We start from the raw sequence: 1,080 nt of genomic DNA on the forward strand, positions 1-1,080 counted from the left end.
TAACGCATCACTTATCAGAAGTTTTTGCGTACACCGATAACGAAATTCAGATCGGAATCGTCTTTATCGTTGTTGTCGCCATAAGGGGTGTCATCGCTGATAAAGTCAGCAGCGATAAACAGATCAATCTTATGGAATTCGGGGAAATCACGGGCCACTTCAACACGGGCAGTCAGCGCTTTATCGTCAGCGTCATCCACCATCAACATACCAACGGCTACGTCCAGGTACAGACGCTGCGGCAGGTGTTTTTCGAAAGTGACTTCCGGATACCAGTACTGAGCCTTTACGCCACGGTGCATATTGACAGACAGACCCTTGGCCGGGCTGGTACCCAGTTTGAATTCGGTTTCTTCACGACCCACATCAAACAGGGTGTTGTAAGTACGCACGCCCATATCGAGGTTAAAACCATCGAACTGGTTGTTGTAGCCGAAATACACGTCCATCTCGACCGGCAGACCTTCGGCGCCATCCGGCTTATCAACATTGGAGAACCAGGCACCGGCATAGGCATTACCGTTTTTAATATCCGCACCACCCTGCAAGGCCGGACCATCATCAGTCTGGCTCAGGCCACGGAACAGGTAGTTTGAGACAAAAGCGGCGTTATACGTCACAGTGGCGGCGGATGCCGCAGACGAGAGTGCCAAAAAAGCCGGAATGGCCAGCAATGTAGTGCGTTTCATGGGGTTCCCTCAGTGAATTAAACAGGAACCCCTTGTCTACCACAGAGCGATTACAGAATCATCGCCCAGCGTTTCACAATCCAATAACGCTCACAGAAAGGGCCGCTACAGAATCACGGCCCACAGCATTTTACAATCCGCCAACGTCTTCCCCCTGCGCCTGCAGATCCGCATGGTAAGACGAGCGCACCAGCGGACCGCTGGTCACACGCAGGAAACCCAGACTCTTAGCGATATCACCCAGCTCTTTAAACTCTTCCGGTGTAGCAAAACGCTTAACCGGTGAGTGATTTTTGCTCGGCTGCAGATATTGCCCCAGCGTGATGTGATCAATGTTATGCGCGCGCATATCCTTCATCACTTCAATCACTTCTTCGTTGGTTTCGCCCAG

1 protein-coding gene and 1 pseudogene are annotated in these 1,080 nt (G+C 51.5%); both read right to left on the bottom strand.

The window, feature by feature from the left end; genetic code table 11:
• Positions 1 to 14: 14 nt before the first annotated feature.
• Positions 15 to 689 carry a TorF family putative porin gene (locus tag B3P58_RS19650; protein ID WP_286719972.1) on the bottom strand — a complete coding sequence of 225 codons (675 nt, stop codon included), beginning with the start codon at positions 687 to 689 and terminating at the stop codon, positions 15 to 17.
• 130 nt (positions 690 to 819) lie between these two features.
• Positions 820 to 1,080 (bottom strand): annotated as a pseudogene (locus tag B3P58_RS19655) (lipoyl synthase); the annotation flags it as partial.

Origin of the sequence: Thalassolituus sp. UBA2009 (genome assembly GCF_002335285.1) — a bacterium.
In the GTDB taxonomy this organism is placed as follows: Bacteria; Pseudomonadota; Gammaproteobacteria; order Pseudomonadales; family Oceanobacteraceae; genus Venatoribacter; species Venatoribacter alkanivorans.

Coding starts and splice junctions, on each gene's coding strand:
- B3P58_RS19650 (WP_286719972.1), bottom strand. CDS start 689: ATGAAACGCACTACATTGCTGGCCATTCCGGCTTTTTTGGCACTCTCG.